This window comes from Vagococcus sp. WN80Y (assembly GCF_059621045.1).
In genome coordinates this window covers 41413-60098 of sequence record NZ_JCAQHY010000007.1, presented here as the reverse complement: position 1 = coordinate 60098, position 18686 = coordinate 41413, and the positions used below count along the sequence as shown (strand labels likewise).

At 35.4% G+C, this 18686-nt stretch carries 18 protein-coding genes and 1 riboswitch; of the genes, 11 read left to right on the top strand and 7 right to left on the bottom strand.

Annotated elements, in window-relative coordinates:
• The first annotated feature begins 347 nt into the window (after positions 1-347).
• Both AC5KOD_RS01815 and AC5KOD_RS01810 read left to right on the top strand, forming a co-directional pair.
• Positions 348-1889, top strand: coding sequence for an ABC-F family ATP-binding cassette domain-containing protein (locus AC5KOD_RS01815; RefSeq protein ID WP_496912839.1), 1542 nt, complete (start codon positions 348-350; stop codon positions 1887-1889).
• 119 nt (positions 1890-2008) lie between these two features.
• On the top strand, positions 2009-3316 hold the full coding sequence (locus tag AC5KOD_RS01810) for a TrkH family potassium uptake protein (protein ID WP_496912939.1): 1308 nt from the start codon (positions 2009-2011) through the stop codon (positions 3314-3316).
• A gap of 57 nt (positions 3317-3373) precedes the next feature.
• Here the strand turns inward: AC5KOD_RS01810 and AC5KOD_RS01805 are convergent, their stop codons facing one another.
• Entirely contained in the window at positions 3374-3577 is a 204-nt protein-coding gene (locus AC5KOD_RS01805) for a hypothetical protein (RefSeq protein WP_496912838.1), read from the bottom strand.
• 232 nt (positions 3578-3809) lie between these two features.
• Positions 3810-4775, bottom strand: a complete 966-nt coding sequence (locus AC5KOD_RS01800) for a hypothetical protein (RefSeq protein ID WP_496912837.1) — start codon at positions 4773-4775, stop codon at positions 3810-3812.
• Between the two features lie 280 nt (positions 4776-5055).
• On the opposite strand from AC5KOD_RS01800, the gene guaC reads away from it, so the two are divergent.
• The 3 genes from guaC (at position 5056) to AC5KOD_RS01785 (ending at position 7549) form a co-directional block, all read left to right on the top strand.
• Entirely contained in the window at positions 5056-6033 is a 978-nt protein-coding gene (gene guaC, locus AC5KOD_RS01795) for a GMP reductase (RefSeq protein WP_496912836.1), read from the top strand.
• A 224-nt stretch (positions 6034-6257) separates the two neighbouring features.
• Positions 6258-6587 carry a PadR family transcriptional regulator gene (locus AC5KOD_RS01790; protein ID WP_496912835.1) on the top strand — a complete coding sequence of 110 codons (330 nt, stop codon included), beginning with the start codon at positions 6258-6260 and terminating at the stop codon, positions 6585-6587.
• On the top strand, positions 6587-7549 hold the full coding sequence (locus AC5KOD_RS01785) for a permease prefix domain 1-containing protein (RefSeq protein ID WP_496912834.1): 963 nt from the start codon (positions 6587-6589) through the stop codon (positions 7547-7549). The genes AC5KOD_RS01790 and AC5KOD_RS01785 overlap by 1 nt, the downstream gene beginning before the upstream one ends.
• Before the next feature lie 42 nt (positions 7550-7591).
• Here AC5KOD_RS01785 and AC5KOD_RS01780 read toward each other — a convergent pair whose 3' ends face one another.
• Positions 7592-8164, bottom strand: coding sequence for an ECF transporter S component (locus AC5KOD_RS01780; protein ID WP_496912833.1), 573 nt, complete (start codon positions 8162-8164; stop codon positions 7592-7594).
• Positions 8165-8200: 36 nt separating this feature from the next.
• Positions 8201-9028, bottom strand: a complete 828-nt coding sequence (thiD, locus tag AC5KOD_RS01775; RefSeq protein ID WP_496912832.1) for a bifunctional hydroxymethylpyrimidine kinase/phosphomethylpyrimidine kinase — start codon at positions 9026-9028, stop codon at positions 8201-8203.
• A 114-nt stretch (positions 9029-9142) separates the two neighbouring features.
• Here thiD and AC5KOD_RS01770 point away from each other — a divergent pair, with 114 nt between their 5' ends.
• The 3 genes from AC5KOD_RS01770 (at position 9143) to AC5KOD_RS01760 (ending at position 11961) form a co-directional block, all read left to right on the top strand.
• Positions 9143-10576, top strand: coding sequence for an aminotransferase-like domain-containing protein (locus AC5KOD_RS01770; protein ID WP_496912831.1), 1434 nt, complete (start codon positions 9143-9145; stop codon positions 10574-10576).
• A 936-nt stretch (positions 10577-11512) separates the two neighbouring features.
• On the top strand, positions 11513-11692 hold the full coding sequence (locus AC5KOD_RS01765; protein ID WP_496912830.1) for a hypothetical protein: 180 nt from the start codon (positions 11513-11515) through the stop codon (positions 11690-11692).
• A complete protein-coding gene (locus AC5KOD_RS01760) occupies positions 11689-11961 on the top strand; it encodes a hypothetical protein (RefSeq protein ID WP_496912829.1) in 273 nt (90 codons plus the stop codon). Before AC5KOD_RS01765 ends, AC5KOD_RS01760 begins: the two co-directional genes overlap by 4 nt.
• Before the next feature lie 970 nt (positions 11962-12931).
• Here AC5KOD_RS01760 and AC5KOD_RS01755 read toward each other — a convergent pair.
• The 3 genes from AC5KOD_RS01755 to AC5KOD_RS01745 form a co-directional block, all read right to left on the bottom strand.
• Positions 12932-13291 (bottom strand): hypothetical protein, encoded by a 360-nt coding sequence (locus tag AC5KOD_RS01755; RefSeq protein WP_496912828.1) that lies wholly within the window; start codon positions 13289-13291, stop codon positions 12932-12934.
• A 175-nt stretch (positions 13292-13466) separates the two neighbouring features.
• Positions 13467-13859 (bottom strand): Abi family protein, encoded by a 393-nt coding sequence (locus tag AC5KOD_RS01750; RefSeq protein ID WP_496912938.1) that lies wholly within the window; start codon positions 13857-13859, stop codon positions 13467-13469.
• Between the two features lie 85 nt (positions 13860-13944).
• Positions 13945-14310: an Abi family protein gene (locus AC5KOD_RS01745; protein WP_496912937.1), complete on the bottom strand. Its 366-nt coding sequence runs from the start codon at positions 14308-14310 to the stop codon at positions 13945-13947.
• A 379-nt stretch (positions 14311-14689) separates the two neighbouring features.
• Here AC5KOD_RS01745 and AC5KOD_RS01740 point away from each other — a divergent pair, with 379 nt between their 5' ends.
• The 3 genes from AC5KOD_RS01740 (at position 14690) to mgtA (ending at position 18393) form a co-directional block, all read left to right on the top strand.
• Positions 14690-14989, top strand: a complete 300-nt coding sequence (locus tag AC5KOD_RS01740) for a hypothetical protein (protein ID WP_496912827.1) — start codon at positions 14690-14692, stop codon at positions 14987-14989.
• 131 nt (positions 14990-15120) lie between these two features.
• Positions 15121-15286: riboswitch (M-box (ykoK) riboswitch) on the top strand.
• Between the two features lie 135 nt (positions 15287-15421).
• A complete protein-coding gene (locus AC5KOD_RS01735; RefSeq protein WP_496912826.1) occupies positions 15422-15550 on the top strand; it encodes a hypothetical protein in 129 nt (42 codons plus the stop codon).
• Between the two features lie 203 nt (positions 15551-15753).
• Positions 15754-18393: a magnesium-translocating P-type ATPase gene (gene mgtA / locus AC5KOD_RS01730; RefSeq protein WP_496912825.1), complete on the top strand. Its 2640-nt coding sequence runs from the start codon at positions 15754-15756 to the stop codon at positions 18391-18393.
• The last annotated feature ends 293 nt before the right edge of the window (positions 18394-18686 follow it).

The following is an 18686-nucleotide window of genomic DNA, read 5'->3' as shown; positions in this document are numbered from 1 at the left end:
GCATATAATTATTTTACAAATAAGTTTAGGTATGATAAAGTAAAGAACGAATGCGAGGTAAGGACGATGAATAAAGCACTCCCTTATATTAGACGAAGCGGCTCCCTACAAATGAATTGAGATGAAGCATTGTATGGAGCATAAAAAAAGCTAGACCCTTCATCACTTTTTAGCTAAAAAATTTGGACTTGTCAAAGTCTTATTTGAATTTGCTGAAAATGTGAGGGATTATCCGATTTTATCAGGCTGCTAGGATGTTTTTGGCAGCCTTTGTATAGAAAAGCAGAGGTGAGTAGGTAACTACTGAACTCTGCTTTATTTTTATTTAAAGAAAAGGAATGAATAAAATGAGTATTTTAACTATTGAAGGATTAACCTATGAATTACCAGATAAAGTCTTATATCAGGATGGCAATGTCACATTGAATCGTGGCGAACATATGGGACTTGTAGGGAAAAACGGTGCTGGCAAAAGTACCTTGATTAAGATTTTAATTGGAGAAGTTTTACCCGATGCAGGGAAAATAACGTGGCAAAACAATATTAAACTAGGTTACTTGGAACAATATCTGCTGATTGAAGATGGACAGTCGATTCGTGAATTTTTACATACCTCGTTTAAGTCGCTTTATGATTTAGAAAAGGAAATCGAAGGCCTTTATGCCGAATATGGTGAAAGTTTAGAGGATGACCTGCTGATTAAGGCTGGGAAAAAACAGGAGATGCTTGAGCAAAGTGGGTTTTATACAATTGAGCAAACGATTGAAAAAATGGCCTTTGGTTTGGGGATTGCCGCGATCGGGATGGACAAGAAGCTAAATGAATTGAGCGGGGGACAGAAATCGAAGGTCTTTCTAGCTAAGTTATTATTAGAGGAGCCAGACGTGTTGTTGTTAGACGAGCCGACCAACTATTTGGATGATACTCATGTGCAGTGGTTAGCGGGCTTTTTAAATGAGTTTGCAGGTAGTTATTTAGTTATTTCCCATGATTATCAGTTTTTGGATGAGATTACTAACTGCATTTGTGATATTGAATTTGGGCATTTGCAAAAGTATCCTGGCAATTTGAATAAGGCGCTTAAGCTTAAAGAAATTGCCAATGAAAACTATCTCAAGGAGTATCATGCGCAGCAAGAAAAGATTGATAAATTGGAAAATTATATTCGCAAATACAAAGCAGGGTCTCGATCAACCATCGCTAAAAGTCGTGAAAAGCAGCTGAATAAAATTGATCGCCTATCTGCTCCAGAGCGTGTCTACCAAAGTTCCTTTGAGTTTCCTGATGCACCAATTTTAGCCAATTACATCATTGAAACGAATGGTTTGAAAATTGGCTACAAGCATCCGTTATTACCTGCTATTGATTTAATTGTTCAGCGAGGGGAAAAAATTGCGATTAATGGGTTCAACGGAATTGGTAAATCAACGTTGTTAAAAACGTTGATTGGCGAAATCCCTGCTCTTAGTGGAAAAGTAATGTTACCTGAGGGATTGGAAATTAATTATTTTTCTCAAGAATTAGACTGGCCAAATCAGCGGTTAACACCTTTTGATTACGTTCGTGAGGCTTATCCTAAATTACTTGATAAGGAGATTAGGACACATCTTGCTCGTAGTGGCATTCATGATGATAATGTTAAAAAGGCAATGAAATTTCTTAGTGGTGGAGAGCAGACAAAGGTTAAATTATGTATTATGACGATGATAAAAAGTAATTTACTTATTCTTGATGAGCCGACCAATCATTTAGATACTGATACAAAACGAGCGCTACGCCAAGCTATTGATGCCTACGAGGGAACAGTTTTAATTGTTTCTCATGAGGCAGATTTTTATGACCAACTAGTTGAGCGAATTGTTAATATAGAAGACTTACAGGCTGAATAAGCAAATTTGTGATACACTATTTTTATCAAAGAAACACATTAAAATGGAAGTCAGTTGAGGGTAGAAAGTTGAAAGATAAGAAAAAGCGACGCTTGATCAAAAAGATATCACCCGTTCAGATGATTACTTTAAGCTTTTTAGGGGTGATACTCCTTGGAACCATTCTGTTGTCGTTACCGATTGCTTCGACAACAGGTGACACTAATTTTATAGACGCGTTGTTTGTCGCGACATCATCAGTTTGTGTGACTGGACTGACAACGGTCAATACGGCTGCTCATTGGAGTTTGTTTGGTCGTGTGGTAATGTTGTGCTTAATCGAAATTGGTGGAATGAGTTTTATGATTATGACTCTGTTCTTTACCGTGGTAGTGGGGAAAAAAATTAATTTTGGAACTCGCTTGGTTTTAAAAGAGGCACTTAATTTAGATGAACATAGTGGTGTTTTGAAATTAGGCCTTTACGTTTTAAAGTTTTCTTTTTCAGTCCAAGTCATTGGAACTTTGCTTTTACTTATATCATTTGGACCGAAGTACGGCTTTGTAAAAGGATTAGGCTATAGTATTTTTCATGCTGTTTCAGCTTTTTGTAATGCTGGTTTTGATTTATTTGGTGATAGCTTAGAAAGCATGCGTCAGAATAGCTATGTTATTCTGGTTTTAGCTGGTTTAATCATTGCAGGTGGATTTGGTTTTGTTGTGTGGCGTGAGGTTTTAAGCTGGTTTAAAACGAAACGAATGTCTATCCATTCTAGTTTAGCCCTAAAAGTAATGGTGGGACTATTGGTAGGAGGTTTTCTACTATTCTTGCTAATTGAAAAAAATTTATCGGCTTATAGCGATGAGTTATCAGTCGGCCAACGTTTAGTTAATACTTTTTTCCTGACTGTGACGCCGCGTACCGCAGGCTTTAATAGTATACCTTATGCAGAATTGTCAGATGCAAGTTTAATTGTGACGATGATTTTGACGTTTATCGGTGGCAATTCTGGTTCAACAGCAGGTGGACTTAAGACTTCGACTCTAGGAGTGTTGGTTCTTTATGCTTGGGCAAGTATTCACGGGCGAGAGGTAACCGTTTATCGAGAACGAACAATTAATCGTAAGGTAATTATGCGAGCTTTTGCTTTATTTTTTATCTCGAGTTTAATAGCTATTCTAGCGATTAGTTTGCTGACAGTTACGGAGGCGATTCCGACTGGTTTTGGGATTGAATATGTTGCTTTTGAAGTTTTCTCGGCTTTTGGTACAGTTGGTGTCACCATGGGGTTAACCCCTCATCTCACTCTCCTTGGTAAAGGGATTATTATCCTATTGATGTTTATTGGGCGAGTAGGGGTGTATACATTTTTGCTGGCTGTAGCGCGTAAGCCACAAAATAGTGAGCCAAATATTCGTTATCCAGAAGAGCATATTATGGTAGGATAAACAAATAAAAAGACCCTCGAATGTAGGGTCTTTTATTTTTGGTTAAGTCATCTGTTTTTAAATTTCAACAATTTTTGAGAGCGGAATAACAAGTCGTTTGTTTAAATCTTGAACACGCTCTGCATCGACCTGTGAAGAATCGCTGACTTCAACTAAAGCTGATAGGTCGTATAACTTTTCAACTTTACCTTTGAAGCGTTCTTCAAGTAAGGGACTCTCGCATTGATAAATATTTCCAATTATGATTAAATCTGCTTCCATGAAAATTCACCTTCAATTTCTTATACAAAAAGATTAAAAAAGTCTATTTGTAATTTTTTTCGTACCCCTATCTTACGATATTTGCTCTCTGATTTCAACATGAATAGTCATAAAAACTACATTTTTTATTGAATATGGCAAAATTCCTCATAAAAATAACAAAAAAATCATGTTATATTCACATTTCTAGCGAAAATTGACGATAAAAAAACAAGACGACTGCTAATATTGCTTAGTCGTCTTGTTCTTGATTTACTTTTATGGTCTCTAGTAACAGCTCTAAGAAAATATCTCCATTCAGAAGACTTGGCAGATAAATAGTAGCAAGGATTGATTTGTTCTCATCTATGAGAGTCATTTGTTGACCGTAGTTCCAAGATAATAGTTCTTTTTTACGTTTGATATTTTTAGTAAAACGGTGTAGTTGAATATCAGTAATTTGATATAAATCAACTTCAATTCCATCAATTGTTAATAAGCGACCTTGCCAAGTGATTTCAGCGCCAGTAGGCATAATCTGCGAGACTGGTAAATTTCCTTTATCTTGTTCGACAATGAGTTCTCGATCGAAATCTTCTTGTTGACTCGTATCAACCCCCATAGAGATATGTTCGGCGAGATAAGGAAAGACGATAGCTTGGCCTGCAAGTAATTGTTCTCTTAATTCCTGACTTTTTAGCTGTTCAAATTGTGTGATAATTTCCTGTTGAATGTCTGTAATACTTGTTTTTTTATTCTCTTTGTCTTGGAATTGTGGACCGATAACCGTCCAAGAAAAATTTTTGTGTTCGTACAAAGCTACGACTTCACGAAAGCCGTATTCAGTTGTATCTGGGAGACGTAATAAATGAATATAATCCACATTATTTAGCTCAACGTTATAGGAAGCTTTTTTACTGTTGACCTCTATACTATTTTTAGAAAGAACAAACTCTAATTTACGTTTATCGAGCATTAGATAGCCAATAATTGAAAGTGCAGCGAGAATGGAAATAGCGGCTAAAATCACTATAGGTGTAGCGAATGATTTTAAAGTAGACAATGGCAGTGAGACGGTGCCAAGGTTTAGCTGAGTTAATGATGTCAGTGTTAAAATAAAGGCAACTACAAGTGAAAAGCCGATGATTATTAACAGAGTGCTACTCACAATTAGTGGGATTTTGTGTTTAGTGATACGAGTTAGTGTACGATGTTTCATAAAAATTCCTCCTTTGATGAATCAGTTATTATAGTATAACATGTTTTTTATAGTCGCGTTACTCGTCTAAATTTATGATTGAGACCTTCTTTTTGGTAAAACACGAACGTTTTTAGGCTGAAAACGCAAAATAATAATAAATTATTTCGAAATGACTTGATTTTTTAGTGGATATGCGGTAAATTATCTTAGGAAGCAAACATAAAACAATGAAGTTATTATTAATGTTCGTGTTTTCTTTCTAAAATAGTGAGTAAAAACTCAACAGGAGGTTATCAACATGAAAATTTTCGATTATGAAGATGTTCAATTGATTCCAAACAAATGTATCGTAGAAAGTCGTTCTGAATGTGACACACAAGTAACCTTAGGCAATCACACATTTAAAATGCCAGTTGTCCCTGCTAATATGCAAACAATTGTTGATGAAACAATTGCAGAATGGTTAGCTGCAAATGGTTATTTTTACATTATGCACCGCTTTGAAGAAGATAAACGAATTCCTTTTATTAATACGATGTCTGAGAAAGGCTTATTTTCATCTATCAGTGTTGGGGTTAAGCAGAATGAATATGAATTTGTGGAAGAATTAGCGGCTAAAAAATTAGTACCTGATTACATGACGATTGATATTGCTCATGGTCATTCTAATGCTGTTATTAACATGATTCAACACATAAAAAAACATTTACCAGAAACTTTTGTGATCGCTGGTAATGTCGGAACACCAGAAGCTGTTCGTGAATTAGAAAATGCGGGAGCAGATGCGACCAAAGTAGGAATTGGTCCTGGTAAGGTATGTATAACAAAGATTAAGACTGGTTTTGGAACGGGTGGTTGGCAATTGGCGGCACTTCGTCGCTGTAGTAAGGCTGCCCGTAAGCCATTGATTGCTGATGGTGGAATTCGAACTCATGGCGACATCGCTAAATCCATTCGTTTTGGAGCAACGATGGTCATGATTGGTTCGTTGTTTGCTGGTCATGAAGAATCTCCAGGTGAAACTGTAGTAGAAGATGGTGTTAAGTATAAAGAATATTTCGGTAGCGCCTCTGAGTATCAAAAGGGTGAGAAGAAAAATGTTGAAGGTAAGAAAATACTCTTGCCATACAAAGGCCCATTGGTTGATACTTTAACTGAAATGCAGCAAGATTTACAATCTGCAATTTCTTATGCAGGCGGTAAAGACATTGGGGCTATTCGTAAAGTAGATTATGTTATTGTGAAAAACTCAATTTTTAATGGTGATTCAATTTAGTAAAAGAAAGCAACAAAAGTAGAGTTATTTCAGCTAGATCGTTTTGCGTCAATAATCTATTAATAAATTTTAAGTGAAGCAAAGAAGCCGAGACAGCCGTTTCGGTTTTTTTGTTGGTTAAAAGTACTTGACCTGTCGTAGTAATCGTGATAAGCTTTAATTACTTCGACAGACGTAGTACATCAGACGTGGTAAAAAAAGATAATGCAAAAGGATGTGAGCAAATGATAAGTAGTGATGTGATTCGTGGCTATAATGATCCAATGATATTATCGATTTTAATAGAAGGAGATTCTTATGGTTATGAAATATCGAAGCAAATCAAAGATATTTCAGATGAAAAGTACATTATTAAAGAGACGACATTGTATTCTGCTTTTACTCGTTTGCAAAAAAATGGTTATATTGAATCTTATCCAGGTAATGAAACTTTTGGAAAGAAGCGGACCTATTACAAAATAACGCCAGCGGGCTTGGAGTTTTATTTAGCTAAACGTGAGGAATGGCAAGTAACAAAAGAAGTTGTCAATAAATTTATAGGAGGAGAACAGTAATGGATACGATCGCTAATTATTTAGAAACGATGTTTATGAATTTACCAGAAACATCAGATATTTTACAATTAAAATATGATCTCTATGCTAATATGGAAGATAAATACAATGAATTAAAGGCTAGTGGGAAAAGTGAGAATGAAGCTGTCGGAGTTGTAATTTCAGAATTTGGAAACATTGATGAATTATTAGATGAGATGGCAATCAATCAAAGTGAAGCAGAAATAGAGGGAACGATACCTGTTGTGGATCTAACTGAGGCACTAAGTTATGTAGAGGCCAAGAGACAGATTGGACTTGGAATAGGGGTAGGAGTCTTTTTATGCGCTTTAGGAGTCGCGTTTTTTTTAACAATTGCCGCTGGATTTGATTCTCCTCTTGGATTTTTGCCACTGTTGATTTTTGTTGCGATAGGCGTTGGGTTATTTATTGTTAGTGGATACAAAAATAATACTTTCGAGTACCTTCAACGTGATTTTGTTATGACGGGAGCGTCTCGTGAGGTTATTCAGGAGGAGAAGCGGAGCTATGAGCGAACACATATTTTATCTATCGTCCTTGGTGTAACAGCCTGTATTTTGTCCATTGTTCCTTTTATTATTTTTCAAACAATCTGGCCATATAGTGATTTTTATACCGGGTTAGGTCTGGGATTATTATTGGTAATTGCTTCAATTGGTGTGATATTCCTTGTTTATACAGGTAACATTGCTCTAGCTTTTAATACCTTACTTAAGAATGCAAAAGATCGTCAGCCGACAAAAGTGGAAGTGAAACATCAAAAAATTAACCACTTGTTTGATGCTGTCTACTGGCCAATTGTAGTAGTAATTTACTTGTTGTGGAGCTTTACGGGATCAGGTATGAGATGGTCTTACAGTTGGATTATATTTGCAATCGCAGGTGTTTTACAAGAAGCACTTAAAGCTATTTTTGGGATTACGTCCCAAAAAAATAATTAAATAAAGAAGGTCGAAGTTATTTTTCGGCCTTCTTTATTTGGTTTAACGACTGAAATTCGGTGTGGTGCGTTTGTAAAATGTTGTAACTATTTGTTTGACTGGATAGTAGACGATTGACACAATGACGATCGTTGAAACAAAATTAACTAGAGTGGCCGGAAGAGCTGTTAATGCTCCGATTGCCGCGGGTTTCACACTTGCGCCAGCAATCATCATCATCACCGTATTTTTTAAGAAGGTCATGGCGATTTTTGTTAAGCCAGCACTAATAGCTACTACGACTATTTTATAGAGATGGTCGTCTTTTTTATTGAAGGCATTAAAGACGAGAGTAGCAATTCCACCAACAATAAAGCTTTCAACAATAAAATAGGGAGCCTCGGCGGCGAACCCATTTAAGACATCAAAGATAGCAAAGCCCAGACCACCAGCTAGAGCTCCTTTGCGATAACCAATCATTAAAACTGCCAGTAAGAGGACTGAATTACCTAAATGAATAAAGGGTGCACCAACGGCGGCTGGCATTGGGATTCGAATCATAGTTCCGACAAAAGTTAGAGTAGCAAAAAGTCCCGTTAGAACAATATCTGCAGTCGAAAGTTTTTTATTTTCCATAGTTATATCTCCTTTCATATGAATGGCAACGTTAGTCTATTTAGGACGAGAGAGTCGGTTTTCAGCGTGATTATAGGCACCATGCCATACATGACCTAAGAATGGATTTATTTTAACACCGTGTTCAATAGCAGCAGCTACAAAGGCTTTGCCTTGAATAACGGCCTCTTTGACAGTAAAACCTTTTGCTAGACCAGCAGTAATTGAGGCAGCGAAAGTACAACCAGCTCCGTGATTATAATCAGTTTGAAACATCGTATTTTCAAGAATGGTAAATTCATGGCCATCGTAAAAGACGTCAATTGCTTGATCGCCAGCAATTCTTCGACCGCCTTTGACAACAACATTTTTTGGTCCCAAATCAATAATTCGTTTAGCTGCTTCCTTCATATCGTCAACCGTATGTAGCTCGCCGATGCCTGATAAAATACCTGCTTCGATTAAGTTTGGTGTTGTAATCGTGGCAACTGGTAACAGTAGTTCTGTCATTTTAGCGACATTTTCTGGTTGCAATAATTCGGTTGTCCCTTTACATGCCATAACCGGATCGATGACGATATTTTCTTGCTTATAGGTGTCAATATACTGTCGCGCTACGCTAATAGTTTCAATATCTCCAAGCATACCTGTTTTTAAGGCTGCTAATGGAGCACCAGCATAGATAGTTTTTAATTGTTTATCGACTAAATTTGGTTCTACAGAAGTCACTGTATGTGACCAATCTTCATCTGGATTCATGGTTACAAAACTTGTGATGGCTGAAAAGCCAAAGGTGCCATATTCTTGAAATGTTTTTAGATCGGCTTGGATGCCTGCACCGCCGCTTGAATCAGAACCTGCAATAGTTAGTACTTTTGGAATCATAGTAAATTAACCTCCGTCATTGTTTTATTGGCTTTATCATACCTCATCCATCTATTGACAAAAACAGCCAATTGGGTTATTTTTAACTCATCCAATTGTAAAGGCGTGATACGAATGTGGCAATTACCTGAAAAAAAAACTCAGCCAATTTATCAAAGTATTGTAGAGCTTATTATTAATCACATTAAGGAAGGTCGATTGTTACCCGGGGAAAAACTACCACCTGAGCGCCAGTTAGCTAGTGAGTTTGGTGTCAATCGCTCAACAGTTGTTCATGCTTTAGATGAATTAGAAGCTATGGGTGTCATTATAAGACGACAGGGAAGTGGTACGTTGATTAATGAAGGGAAGTGGGGAGTCTATACAGGTGCCGCAACTAATTGGCGAAGTTATCTTTCCCAAGGGGCATTCAATCGGCGCCCTCCCTATTTGGAGAAGCTCAGCCAGTTAGCTAAATCAGCTAGTCCCTCTCTGGTGGATGCTTATACAGGAGAATTGCCGCTAGACTTAATCCCGTCATTAGAATTACCGGGAATTTCTTGGAATGACTTTTTAGTGGAAGAAAGTTTACAAGATGAGTTGGGCTACTTGCCCTTAAGGGAACAAATAGTTGCGCGGTTGAATAAAGAAAGAGGCCTTGGGTTAACGATTGATCAATTGCTATTGACCTCAGGTGCCCAACAAGCCCTATTTCTAATTATCCAAGTGTTATTGCAAAGTGGAGATGCTGTTGCGATCGAAGAGCCTTCTTCTTTTTATCCATTGTCGATTTTTCAAGCAGCAGGGGTCAGGTTATATGGTGTCCCGGTTGATAGGCAGGGAATGAAAATTGATCGTTTAGAACAGATGATTATTCGAAGAAAGATTAAGATGGTGTTGGTTAATCCAAATTTTCAAAATCCGACTGGTACAACGATGTCGTTTAGTCGGCGAAAACAATTAGTAAGTATTTGTCAACAGTATCAAATACCGATTGTAGAAGATGACGTCTTCAGCCAGTTGTATTTTTCTGAAAAAGAAAAGCCAGTTCTATTAAAGCAACTTGATAGTGAGAATGTAATTTATATCGGGTCACTGTCAAAGTTATTGGGAGCGACAACGAAAATTGGATGGTTGAGTGCCCCAGCTAAAGTGGCGGAGCAGTTGGCAGAGGCACGTCAAGAGATGGATTTTACATTGAGTATTTTTCCACAAGTGCTGGCAGCTAACGCGTTAGGGAACAGTGAATTTGATAATCAAGTGGCTAAATTGAGGAAAGAATTGAAACGTAGGCGTAACGTCTTAATCACTCATTTAAATTTTTATTTTGGGCAAGAGATTAGTTACGTTATTCCAGATGGTGGTTATTACTTATGGATTAGCTGGGAGAAGGAAGGGTTTAAGCAAAAGGCATTTGATTTATTGTTAGAAAAAGGGATTTTGACGATGCCGAGCTTTCTTTTTGGTATCGCGCCACAAGGGCTGCGGATTAATTTCGCACGTTTGACTGATCAAGATAGTCTAAAATTGGTTAAGGCTTTAAAAGCTGTATGGAAAATGACACCATGAGATCGTCATTTTTTAATATAATAAGTTATTTAATTGAAAACAAAAATTAAGCTGATATCTTGTTTCAGTTGACAGGAGGGAGTCGTAAATTTAAGTGAGAGTGTTGAATTTATGGTGTTTAAAGCAGTTTTTAGGCGATAGAGTATCTGTCGTCTGAATGACTTTTATTGTATGTGTGATAAAATTATGGTGTTATTTTAACTATGAGCCTAATTATTATTTACATATTTTTCACTTAATTCAAAATAAGTTATTTAATTTTATTGAAAAAATTAGTACATGTCTGTGATTAGTTGACAGAGGATAGCTGGTTATTGTATGGACGTATTCAGACGTTAAGGCTGAAATAAAAGCCTTTTAAGTCAATCAAATTTATTATGATACGCTCGAATCTGTTGTCAACTGACTGCGTATAAATTATTAATTTTATAGGAATTGTGTTAGTAAAAAAAGACTGGTGTCACACAAGTAACTAGCGATCATCAGAGATTATTCTCTCATAGATATGATTTATTGTAAAAGGGGCTAACTCATGCCTTTTTGCCAGTTTATGGTTTGGGAAAAATTGACAAATATAGCCAAAGCTAGCTATGTCAGTATTAATAGTGACTTTGAAAAGTAATTATTGAATAAAATGGACGAGTTAGGCTATTTAGTAGTTATTTTCACGATTACGACTTTATGGCAATAGCGTTGGTGGCTTCTCAAACATTGGTTTTAACTCATGGACTATAACTATATCTAAATAAAAAATGAAAGTCTCTATCAATTTGTTCAGAGTAGATGGGGGCTTTTATTTTGGTATAAAATAAAAAGATAGTTTTGATTTTTTTATAAGATCAGCTGCATAAGTTTAATCTGTTTTGATATTTTTGGTATTATTAGATCATAAAAATACTAAAAGAAGACTTGAAATGATAGTTGTGGGTGAGAAATTTGGAAATTGGACTGTTCTTAAAAGAACAAGAAAAAATAAGCACAAACAATGGTTATGGCTATGCAGGTGTGATTGCGGGAATGAGAGAGAAGTTGTTTGTACTAACCTTAACAAATGGAATAAGCCAATCATGTGGTTGTGTTTATAACATAGGTAAAGAGAGTATGGATAAAAAATGAATAAGATGAGAAAATATTATGAAGAAGATAGTGTTGGTGGAACACGTGTTTCGTCGCTTAAGCAAAAAGAAAGTTCTAAAAATATTTCGGGGGTTAAAGGCATATATAAGATGAAGGCGTCCAGCAACTGGAAAGCTCAAATAGGTTTTCAAAATAAGACTATTAGTTTAGGAACTTTTGCAGACATAAATGATGTAATTGCTGCTAGAAAAGAAGCGGAGGAGAAATATTATAAACCTATCCTAGATGCAGAAGAAAGGAAGAGATGAGAGCAAGGTGAAAATAAATTGAAAAGCCAGTCACTACGTGCGAGTTAAGCGACTGGCTACTATCACTAGTATTAGGGATTATTTGTTACTAGGTGTGTGTTAACCAAGTGATGGCTTATCAATTATAAACGATATTATTTTTCCATTTCAATAATTATTAGAAGATTATTATCAACCAAAATAAAAATAACAGCTCGACAAGTAGAGTGTTTTGCCAAACTGTGTGCTATCAACTTGTATAAGAAAATAACTGAGGTTTAGGTTGTGATAGCGTTTTCGTTATAACTTAATTGGCTTAGCGATACTAGTGCTAAATGTACAAAAATGAAAAAGAAACTAGATACATCTGAAAATCTAGTTTCTTTTTTACACTTTTTGATTATTTTATTTGTCATTACAACACACTTCACAGAGAATAAATGACTTTAGTCTATCACCGTTCTTTGCTGCTTCAAGTGCATTTAGTGGGGTGTACTCGTAGGTAATAAATTGTCGTTGAAGAACGTCTTCTGTTAAAAGGCTACAATCTTTTTTATGAATAACATGATTAACACCTGATGTAGGTTCTTTAGTTGTGTAGTAGAATCTATATTGGCTTAAACGTTCATTAAGATCAAAGACACTCAAGAAATTCACCTCGCTTTCAAATAATAAATTCATAAATAAAAGTTAAGGTGTCGCTTCTAGCGACAATGTGAGTTAGCGCTTAGCAGTGGAGTGCTAATGCTATAATTTATTTATACAATAATTGATCCAAAATATCAATACTATATTTTGTGACATAAAAAACAGCCAATACTTATGAGGATAATGGTTGGCTGCTATCACTGAAATTAGGGAATTTCGTTTAGATGAATATGTGCATAGCATTTCTGTGATAGCTTAAGTTAGTATAAACTATCCTGCTATAAAACTGCATCGTTATTTCTTTACAAATTAAAAAGTCCGCATTTACCACACGGACAGTTGTTTATGAATGTTTTGTCATGAAATTGATTATTCGAGTGACATCATTTTGTTGATATTCTAGACTAGATAATTGGATTATACGATCTCTTGGAATAGAACTCGTATCAAGTTTTTTCTCTAGTGTGGGTAAGATAACAACTAAATCAAAATCTAATTTCATTATTTCACTGGAATCAGATTCCGTGGGATCAAAGTTGAAATCCCAATGTAGATTTTGAGATTTTATTTCTTTTGTAACCTCAGTAACTATTTTTTTGTTACTTCCCATTCCGAAAAGTGAGGATATAACATTTTGTTTATTTGCGCCAATTTGACCACCAAAGATAGGCGTTGGTCCGTAAATTAATGTTCCTTTTTTCATCGTCACGTCTCCTTTATAAAATATTATACCTAATATTATTAGCGAACGGCATCTAATATTGTAATTATTTTTTTAATTTAGTTGGTTGTAGACTACTGAGCTAGTTTTTGAGTAACTATATGCCAATCATTCGGAAAACCTAAACTTTGTAATATATTGTTGGTAGGAATAGAGTTTAATTGATTGTCAAGAGCAATAATCCTTTTTCTAATGGTATTATGCAATAAGGCGTATTGGGTTTTGCTAAGAAAACATTGTAATAGTATAAAGGTGTTATAAACATCCTTCTTTTCATCGCTGGGGCAATGTTGTAAATAGAATGCAAATCGCCGTAATGTTTAACACTTGCTCGACATTTAAAGTCTAATAATCGGTTGTTATGAGCACAAACATTTCTAACTTCTCGAATATTATTAATAAAAGATTCCATTATTTCAGAAGTGAAGGGAAGTGTGAGAGTTAGGTTTTCCGAAACATAACTACACAGATTTTTGGCAATTCTATTTCTAAGTTTGCTAGGTAAGTTTTGAAATAATGTATTCATTTCGCCGAAATCTAAGTAACCAATAAGATCCCAAATAGGTACATCACCGTGCTTATTGACGTAATGATCAATAGAATTTCCGTTTTTCTCTTATTGTTGTTATCATTGATTATTTTGGATAATCAATGATAAGCCAACCAAGATTAAGCGCTTTAGAATTGTCATAACAATTAATGTCCAAGTATGCGTAAGGCTTATTTTGATAGTATTGAGAAAATCTATGAGCTAAAATGCTTTTGATATGATTTTCGGCTTCTGTTATCGATTTGAAAAGTGCGTGTTTAATTTCTTTATCGAAAAAGTATAAGTGAGCTATTTCGTCAAAAGTTGAATTAGTCACATACCGCCCAGTTGAAGGAATGGTAAAGTGTTTACTGTAACCGTTGATAATATTGTAATAATTATTTGTTAGTAGGTACTGCTTAGTATGTTTATAGTCATTGAAACCTAACCCCCTACTATGAAGTATTGCCAACTGGCTGTAAAGATATTCGAAACTTTGCAAAAAAACTCCATTCGGTGTAGAATGGAGGTCACGTATTGGTTCCTGTAGAGATACCAACTCTTATCTTTAATCACATGCTGCCTATTATTGAACTAAAAAGCAACCGTCTTTACTTATTATTTAACTATTTTCAATTATAAACTATAAATCAAATTTGTAATAGGGTGAATTACAGATCGCCTAATTATATACCTAAAAAAACAATTTACAGAAAATTATCATATATGAAAATTATTTAATCTTGCATACTTTGAGAATTAAATATCCAGTGGTCACTTCTTGATTTTTAAAATAATGAGAGTAGAATAATCTTTAGATAGAAGTCTTTTAATTTTGAGGAGGAAGAACAATGACTAAAGAATTTCCTAAAGTAGTAGAAGTAAAAAATCTTTCTAATATTTTACAGATAGAATTCGATAATGGACAAACGAAATATCTTAGATCCCATTATACGAAAGAAATGAGTGATGCTTTTTCTCCAAGTAGAGGTAAAGGGAAAAGAGCTAATTTATTAGCTGTCTCTACGAATATGTGGATAGGCTCTGAATTTGAAATAGAAGATGATGGTACTGTGGTCATGAATGGAAAAGATAGATATACCCCAGAAGAACTATGGGAAAAAAGTGCAAATAGTATTCCTGAACTATAAAATCGCTTAATCTAGCATAGTTTAAAAAGGCACCTAGTCGCTCTTAAATGAGTGTTTAGGTGCCTTTATTTGTTTACATTTGACATTCTTGTAATAAGCGACTATAGTTATGGTGTACCTAAAATAAAAACCAAATAATCTGTTAGGTGAGGCTCCTATATGGAAATACGCTGCTGCCCAAAAACATCGAGAGATGCCAATGGGTCAACTGGAATTGTCGAGAAAGGCTCTTCTTAATGTAGCTGACAGTAATTGTCTAAGCCATATAGTGCTAAAACTCGACGTTGAGATTACTTTTTTGCTGTGCATATAACCTTTGTTTAATTGCGAGCACTTCTCACGCCGAGAAGTGCTTTTTGTCATTTTTGAGAAGCAGTCAAACTTTGATTTAGGTGTTTTATCTTAGTCGGGTAACTAGAGAGGGTGAGGAAAATGGAACGACAATCGCAACAAGAACCAGCTGAACCAGGAAGTAGACGAAAGCGGAGAAAACAGTTAAGTTATTTTCCGAACCGAATAAGTCTAGAATTACTGATGGATGATAATTTATTTTTGAAATAGGTCTAAGTTGTGTTAAATAAATTGAAGAAACAATCTAGTGAAGCTCGATAGAATTGAGCGTAAGCTGAAGTGATTTCAACTTATTTATAGCTGAATTATACTTAGTAAATTATTATTACCTTGTTTCAGTAAGGGATGATTTTACTCTATTTAGTTAGTAAAATGTCTAACTTTTTTCTTCGCATGAAAGTGAGGAAAAGAAAATGATGACTACAAATAAGAAAAATAAAGCAACATTAAAAATTAATCGTCAAGAAGTAAAGGATTCAGAATTAAAAAAATTGGCGGCATTATCTGAGAGAGAATTAATGATGGAGTTTAGAACATCAGCAGAGGGATTAACAACAGCAGATGCTTTAAAACGTTTAGAAGAGCATGGCCCAAACGAAATTGCCGCTCAAAGCCCAATTCCAGCATGGAAACTCTTGCTGCATGCGTTTCAAGATCCATTTGTTTATGTTTTAGCTTTGTTGTTGGTTGTTTCAGCTATAACTGGTGATTATGATGCCGCAATTATTATGGGAATTATGATTTCATGTAGTGTTATTATTAAATTTATCCAAGATTATCGCTCTCAAAAGGCAAGTTTTGAATTGAAAGAAATGATTGAAAATACTTGTGCGATAACACGAGACGGTGTGACAATAGAAATTCCAATGGATGAGGTAGTGCCTGGAGATATTGTCACGTTATCAACGGGAGACATGATTCCCGCTGATGCTGTCTTGATTTGGACGAATGACCTGTTTGTGAACCAGTCATCTTTAACCGGTGAGTCAATGCCGGTTGAAAAGTTCGTAGATGCTGGGATTGATGTCAAAAAAAATCAAACAGCGGATATTACCGCCCTAGATATGTTAGATTTAGTTTTTATGGGAACGGATGTTTTGAGTGGCCAAGGAAAAGCAATTATTTTGCGAACAGGTGAAGGAACTTTTTTTGGTGACATTGCTAAGAGCGCGAGTAGCAAACGTGGAAATACTGCCTTTGATGTGGGGATTACAAAGGTTAGTCGACTTTTATTAAGAATGGTTGCTGTTTTATTCCCTGTTGTCTTGTTATTAAATGGCGTTACTAAAGGAGATTGGAGCCAAGCTTTCTTCTTTGCAATTGCAGTTGCAGTTGGACTAACACCTGAAATGTTACCAATGATTGTGACGAGTAATTTGGCCAAGGGTGCACTAAGATTATCCAAGGAAAAAGTAATTGTAAAAGAGCTGGCATCTATTCAAAATCTTGGCAGTATGGATGTTCTATGCACGGATAAAACAGGAACTATTACAGAAGATCGTGTTGTTTTAGTGAAGCACGTTAACCCACTTGGTGATGAGGATGATGCTGTTTTGAATATGGCTTATCTGAATTCAAAATATCAAACGGGTTGGAAAAATTTGATCGATCATGCGGTGATTAATTACTACGATAAATTTCCTGAGAAACACTTATTTAAAACAATTGAAAAGATTGATGAGATTCCTTTTGATTTTTCACGTCGGCGTTTGACAGTAGCGGTGGAAGTAGATGGTCATCACTTAATGGTTACCAAAGGAGCAGTAGAGGAAATGGAAGATAGTTGTTCCTTTGCTGAAATCAATGGTGAACTAGTTGAGGTAACGGATGAATTGAAGGCTCAAATGCGTCAGGTTAATATCAAAATGAATGAACAGGGGATGCGAGTAATCGCCGTTGCGTATCGTAAGGATGTCCATCAAGAACCTGTTTATACTATTAAAGATGAGACTGACATGATTTTGATTGGGTTTGTTGGCTTCCTAGATCCTGCCAAACAGTCTGCTGTAACGGCAATATCTTCACTTCATGAGCATGGCGTTAATGTCAAAGTTTTGACTGGCGATAATGAAATTGTTGCTCGTAAAGTATGTAAAGATGTTGGAATTGAAGTAGATGATGTTTTAAATGGCAATCAAATTGCAGAGCTGTCTGATGAGGACCTACGAAAGAAAGTAGATGGAATCAATCTATTTGCAAAATTATCTCCGATGCAAAAGTCTCGTATTATTAATCTTCTGCAAGAAAATGGGCATACAGTTGGCTTCATGGGAGACGGCATTAATGATGCGCCAGCTCTTAGAAAAGCAGATGTCGGTATTTCTGTTGATACCGCAGCTGATATTACTAAGGATGCTAGTTCTATTATATTATTAGAAAAAAGCTTGAATGTGTTAGAGCATGGGATTTTAGAAGGTCGTAAAGTTTTTAGTAATATGATGAAGTATATCAAGATTACAATTAGCTCCAATTTTGGGAATGTCTTTTCTGTATTAGTAGCAAGTGCGTTTCTACCATTCTTACCGATGTTATCTATTCAATTGCTCATTCAAAATCTTATTTACGACATTGCTCAATTAACAACACCATGGGATAATGTTGACGAAGAGGACATTATTAAACCCGTTTCTTGGGAAACGACTGGTTTGTTGAAATTCACACTATGTATTGGTCCTGTTAGTAGTATTTTTGATATCGCAACCTTCTTAGTTATGTGGTTTGTTTTTGGAGCCAATACAGTAGCACAACAAGGACTATTTCAAGCAGGGTGGTTCTTGGTTGGGCTGATTAGTCAAACATTAGTGGTGCATATTGTTAGAACGAAAAAATTACCGTTTATCCAAAGTCGCGCTAGTTTACCACTAGTTTTATCGAGTATAGCAGCTATTCTTGGAGGTTTAATTCTGGTGATCAGTCCATTACGAACCGCTTTTGATTTTAGGGCGCTACCTAGTAACTACTGGCCGTGGTTGATTGGGATTATTATTGCGTATGTAATAGCCACTGAGATAGCTAAACGACTTTATATTAAAGTTAATAAAGAATGGCTATAAATTTATAGAAGAATGATAGAGGACGAGATAAAAAAATCTCGTTCTTTTTATAATTGGAGAAAGTACTTTATTTATTAGTGATAAAATAGAGCTTTGGTATTAAAAATAACTGGATTTATTAGACAAAAAAACTAAAAGCGTTAATTGAACAAAATAAGTTTTTCACTAATTTTATGAAAAGAAACAGTGAAAAACTTGTGAAAAGATGAAAAGAGATTACTTTATCTAGCCATATCTTGTTTTACAGAGCCTGTTTATCTTTGTGAAAATAGCTATAGACTTAAAATGGGACA

Coding starts and splice junctions, on each gene's coding strand:
- AC5KOD_RS01815 (WP_496912839.1), top strand. CDS start 348: ATGAGTATTTTAACTATTGAAGGATTAACCTATGAATTACCAGATAAA.
- AC5KOD_RS01810 (WP_496912939.1), top strand. CDS start 2,009: ATGATTACTTTAAGCTTTTTAGGGGTGATACTCCTTGGAACCATTCTG.
- AC5KOD_RS01805 (WP_496912838.1), bottom strand. CDS start 3,577: ATGGAAGCAGATTTAATCATAATTGGAAATATTTATCAATGCGAGAGT.
- AC5KOD_RS01800 (WP_496912837.1), bottom strand. CDS start 4,775: ATGAAACATCGTACACTAACTCGTATCACTAAACACAAAATCCCACTA.
- guaC (WP_496912836.1), top strand. CDS start 5,056: ATGAAAATTTTCGATTATGAAGATGTTCAATTGATTCCAAACAAATGT.
- AC5KOD_RS01790 (WP_496912835.1), top strand. CDS start 6,258: ATGATAAGTAGTGATGTGATTCGTGGCTATAATGATCCAATGATATTA.
- AC5KOD_RS01785 (WP_496912834.1), top strand. CDS start 6,587: ATGGATACGATCGCTAATTATTTAGAAACGATGTTTATGAATTTACCA.
- AC5KOD_RS01780 (WP_496912833.1), bottom strand. CDS start 8,164: ATGGAAAATAAAAAACTTTCGACTGCAGATATTGTTCTAACGGGACTT.
- thiD (WP_496912832.1), bottom strand. CDS start 9,028: ATGATTCCAAAAGTACTAACTATTGCAGGTTCTGATTCAAGCGGCGGT.
- AC5KOD_RS01770 (WP_496912831.1), top strand. CDS start 9,143: ATGTGGCAATTACCTGAAAAAAAAACTCAGCCAATTTATCAAAGTATT.
- AC5KOD_RS01760 (WP_496912829.1), top strand. CDS start 11,689: ATGAATAAGATGAGAAAATATTATGAAGAAGATAGTGTTGGTGGAACA.
- AC5KOD_RS01755 (WP_496912828.1), bottom strand. CDS start 13,291: ATGAAAAAAGGAACATTAATTTACGGACCAACGCCTATCTTTGGTGGT.
- AC5KOD_RS01740 (WP_496912827.1), top strand. CDS start 14,690: ATGACTAAAGAATTTCCTAAAGTAGTAGAAGTAAAAAATCTTTCTAAT.
- AC5KOD_RS01735 (WP_496912826.1), top strand. CDS start 15,422: ATGGAACGACAATCGCAACAAGAACCAGCTGAACCAGGAAGTAGACGA.
- mgtA (WP_496912825.1), top strand. CDS start 15,754: ATGATGACTACAAATAAGAAAAATAAAGCAACATTAAAAATTAATCGT.